Genomic DNA, 4435 nt, shown 5'->3' with positions numbered 1-4435 from the left:
CGGGCGGCACCGGGCCGGATCAGATCGTGGAAAGATTTGCGCTCGAGACTTATGCCCAAGCGGGCTATGTGCTCGGGAGAAACGAGACCTATTTTTTCGACGGATCAGCGACTGTGCAGCGGCCAATCGCGGAATTTGATGAGAAAAAATTATCGGTAGGCGCGGGCCTGTGGGCGGGCGGTCAGCGCGACATCACTCGACTGGACATTGGTCCGCGCGCCAGTTTCGACTTGCCGGTGGGTTCCGTTATGACACGGATCGCCGTTGACGGTCGGGTGCGGATTGCCGGTAGTGCGCGTCCGGGCAATGGAGCGGCCCTCACCGTTTCAACCAGCTTCTAGACGGGTCGTGGTTTCGACCAATGCCGCCGCCAGATCATTTTCTCGCTCTCACAGGGGTAACGCTCTTTATCCCGCAACGAAAAGAGATTAGTCCAATGGCTATATGGACATATACCTGCCAATCGCCAATCTATCGGTCGATGCATTCGTCATCATCCTGCTCGGCGGACTGGTGGGGATATTGTCGGGCATGTTCGGTGTCGGCGGGGGGTTTCTGACCACGCCGCTGCTGATTTTTTACGGAATACCACCAACAGTCGCCGCTGCTTCCGCTTCGACCCAGGTCACCGGCGCCAGTATTTCCGGCGTTGCTGCCCACATGCGCCGCAAGGGAGTCGATTTCCGGATGGGCGCGATATTGGTGGCGGGTGGTATTGTCGGCACGTTCATCGGCACTGGCCTCTTCCAGATTCTGCAAACCTGGGGCCAGATCGACACCGTCATCAATGTCCTATATGTTCTGATGCTGTCCAGCATCGGCGGGCTGATGTTCAAGGAATCCTTGCAGAGCGTCCGGGCGCTGCGCGCCGGCAAGCCGCTTCCGGCCCGGAAAAGACGCCATCACCCGTTGGTAGCCAATCTGCCTTTCCGGTACCGCTTCTACCGGTCAGGCCTTTATATTTCACCGATCGCTCCGTTCTTTCTCGGCTTGCTGACCGGCATATTGACAATGTTGCTGGGCGTCGGCGGGGGCTTCATCATGGTACCGGCGATGCTCTATCTGCTCGGAATGGGAGCGCAGGTGGTGGTCGGCACCTCCCTGTTTCAAATCCTGTTCGTCACCATTGCCTCGACCATGATGCACAGCATGACCACGCGTGCGGTTGATATCGTGCTGGCATCGCTGTTGCTGCTCGGCAGTGTCACCGGTGCCCAACTCGGCGCGAAATTTGCCCAGCGCATGCGACCGGAATATCTGCGCCTGGGTCTGGCGGCGATGGTGCTGATCGTTGCCGTGCGCATGGCCCTGGGATTGGGATTCCAGCCGGACGAGATTTATACGGTGCAGCCGCTGTGATACGCGCTCCAGGCCTTTTCGCTCGGCTGTTTGCGGTTTTGGCCATCGCTATGCTGACGGTGGGCGCGACCCCGGTGCTGGTACCCGAAGTGTCTCAGGATCGGATCAGTATCCGGGGTGACTTTAACGGTGCGCAATTGCTGCTATTTGGTGCCATCACGTATCCCCCGGGTACCCGCAACACCGAGCAGGCGGATATCGTGGTTGTCCTCAAAGGGCCGGTAGAATCGATTGTCGTGCGAGAGAAGCAGCAGATCGCGGGTATCTGGATCAACGCTGCCAGCAGCGAGTTTCGTTCCGCACCGGGATTTTACGCGATTGCGTCCTCCAAGCCGGTTGATCAGATCGTGGATAGCAAGACGGCTGATATTTACGAGCTAGGGCTGAACCATTTGCAACTTTCTCCCGCCGGTGCGATCGACAGCCGCGAACTGGATCGCTTTGTGAACGGACTGGTCGACCTGAACAGCCGTGGAAACTTGTTCAAGAATTTACCCAATAGCGTCAAGATCACCAATAGCGTGCTCTATCAGGCGCGGATCAATCTGCCAGCCAGCGTGCCGGTCGGCGACTATACGGCAGAAACCTTCCTCATTCTCGATGGCCGGATAGAGGCGGCAGAAGTCAAGGAGATCACCATCGAAAAAATCGGGATGGGCCGCTTCATCACCAATCTTTCCCAGAATAATGGCTTCCTCTATGGTTTGATCGCTGTGTTTATTTCGGTATTCCTAGGCTGGTCTGCGGGATATCTGTTCCGCAAGATGTGACATTGTCACGACGCCTGATATCGTCGGGCCTCTCTTTCTGCACGCGCGCTAAATCTTCCTTAACCATGTTCGACTAGTCCGGCGGCTCGACCATCAAAACAGGAAAACCGCCAATGTCCGACATGGGCTCCCATCATTTCCCCACCGAAAGGCCGCTTTCGGTTTCGGAGAACGGAACGCCGGGCGCTGAAAACCTTGGCACCGCCTCCAGGCGAATCGAAGGCCATCAAATTGGCGAGGTCATCGAAATCGCCGGATCGAGTTCCAAGGTCGTCATGAATACGGCGGTTCTCACTGCCTTGCTTGATCATCACGATCCGACCGTCAAAATGGCTGGTCAGGTAGGGAGCCAGGTCAAGATCCGCGTCGGTCAGACCTGGTTGCTGGCCAATATCCGGACCCAGAGGCTCTATCAGGGACAGGCGGGTCTGGTCGTCGCCGAGATCGACTTTCTCGGTGAAGGTGACGAGGAACAGTTGACCGGCCAGATCTATAATTTCCGCCGCGGCGTGACCCGCTATCCAACGCCAGCTTCGCTGGTCTATGCGGTGACGACAGCCGACCTCAAGCAGGTCTATGCTTCCGATGGCCGGGCCAATATCGAAATCGGCACCGTCTATCCGACCGACAATATTCGCGGCGCCCTCTATGTCGATGCAATGCTCGGCAAGCATTTCGCGCTTCTGGGATCGACCGGTACCGGCAAGTCGACATCAGCAGCGCTCATTCTCCACAAGATCTGCGATCTGGCCCCCGAAGGCCATATCATCATGATCGATCCGCACGGCGAATATGGGGCGGCGTTCAAGCAGAATGGCAAGGTGTTCGATGTGAACAACCTGAACCTGCCTTATTGGCTGATGAACTTTCGCGAACATTGCGAAGTTTTCGTCCAGTCGAAGGGGGATGCCAAGCAGATCGACTGCGATATTCTCGCAAAATGCCTGCTCGCTGCAAAAGCAAAAAGCCAGGCCTCCATGGGCGTTGCCAAACTGACCGTGGATTCACCCGTGCCCTATTTGCTGTCGGATCTGACGACGATCCTGCAGAACGAGATGGGCAAACTCGACAAGGCGACCAACAGTGCTCCCTTTCAGCGCCTGAAAAGCAAGATTGACGAGATCAAGGCCGATCCGCGCTACAGTTTCATGTTTTCCGGCATGCTTGTCGGCGACACGATGGCGGCATTCCTGGCCAAGATTTTCAGACTGCCGTCCGAAGGCAAGCCGATTTCGATCATCGATGTCTCGGCCATGCCATCCGAAATCACGCCGACCGTGGTCTCGGTGCTCAGCCGGCTGGTGTTTGACTATGCCATATGGGCGCGCAACGAAGCGCAGCGTCCGATGCTGCTGGTCTGTGAGGAAGCCCACCGATACATTCCCAACGATGACGTCGCCGAAGAAAGCGCGGTCCGCGATATTCTCAGCCGGATTGCCAAGGAAGGCCGGAAATATGGCGTATCGCTAGGCCTTATCACCCAGCGGCCGTCCGATCTCGCCGAAGGCGTGCTCTCGCAATGCGGCACGATCCTGTCGATGCGGCTCAACAATGACCGCGACCAGGCCTTTGTCAAGGCCGCCATGCCGGAAGGCGCGCGCGGCTTTCTCGACTCCATTCCCGCCTTGCGCAATCGCGAAGTGATCTGCTGCGGCGAAGGTGTGGCTATTCCGATCCGTGTCTCGCTCGATACGCTGGTGGAAGAACGCCGTCCCGCTTCGGAAGATCCGATATTCTCCGATCTGTGGCGCGAACATGGCGGCGAGGAAGAAATCATCCAGCGCGTAATCAAGCGCTGGAGAGCGCAGGGCCGCTAATCCCCGGCCGGACCGTTTGTCCATTTCCCTCGACCGTTGATCGATCCTCGCTACCAAATCCCGGGCTATCGATTACAGCTGTAGTCATGAGGTCACGCATCGGGCGTGGCCGTTTGATAGGGAGATTCCGATGATTGACAGGCGCCATTTTCCGCTATTTGCAGGTCTAGGCTTGGTCGCGGTATCGCTGTGGCCGGTAACGGCAATCCATGCGCAAGATCCGGAGCACGGGAATGATAAAATCTGGAGCGAAAAACTTGCCAGCGACATCAAGGCCCAGGTGAAGACCGGTATGGCCGCAGGAGCAGTCGGCATGGAAAAAGGCGCCGACAAAATGCTGCGCGGAGCCGACAGGATGGAGACCTATGCCGACCGGCTCGAGCAAGACGCGGATTTTCGGGAACGCGAGGCTACGCGGCAGAATGAGCGGAACGACAGGCAGGTCACCGCGCAGCAATTGCTGGAAAGCGTCCCCAAAATGCGGCGTGG

General features: G+C 57.6%; 4 protein-coding genes and 1 pseudogene. All 5 read left to right on the top strand.

All coding sequences use genetic code 11. From position 1 onward, the window contains the following. Window positions 1–341, top strand: a pseudogene (locus ACEW8J_RS09610) (hypothetical protein); the annotation flags it as partial. Between the two features lie 103 nt (window positions 342–444). Beyond that, window positions 445–1359: a sulfite exporter TauE/SafE family protein gene (locus tag ACEW8J_RS09605; RefSeq protein ID WP_373491419.1), complete on the top strand. Its 915-nt coding sequence runs from the start codon at window positions 445–447 to the stop codon at window positions 1357–1359. Window positions 1360–1409: 50 nt separating this feature from the next. Next, a complete protein-coding gene (locus ACEW8J_RS09600) occupies window positions 1410–2129 on the top strand; it encodes a TIGR02186 family protein (protein ID WP_373491418.1) in 720 nt (239 codons plus the stop codon). Between the two features lie 113 nt (window positions 2130–2242). Further along, window positions 2243–3946: an ATP-binding protein gene (locus ACEW8J_RS09595; RefSeq protein WP_373491417.1), complete on the top strand. Its 1704-nt coding sequence runs from the start codon at window positions 2243–2245 to the stop codon at window positions 3944–3946. Window positions 3947–4076: 130 nt separating this feature from the next. After that, window positions 4077–4435, top strand: a 359-nt coding sequence (locus tag ACEW8J_RS09590) for a hypothetical protein (RefSeq protein WP_373491416.1), incomplete at its 3' end; no start/stop codon positions are given.

The sequence above is a fragment of the Parasphingorhabdus sp. genome (genome assembly GCF_041748495.1).
Classification (GTDB): Bacteria; Pseudomonadota; Alphaproteobacteria; order Sphingomonadales; family Sphingomonadaceae; genus Parasphingorhabdus.
This window is presented reverse-complemented; position numbering and strand designations above follow the sequence as displayed.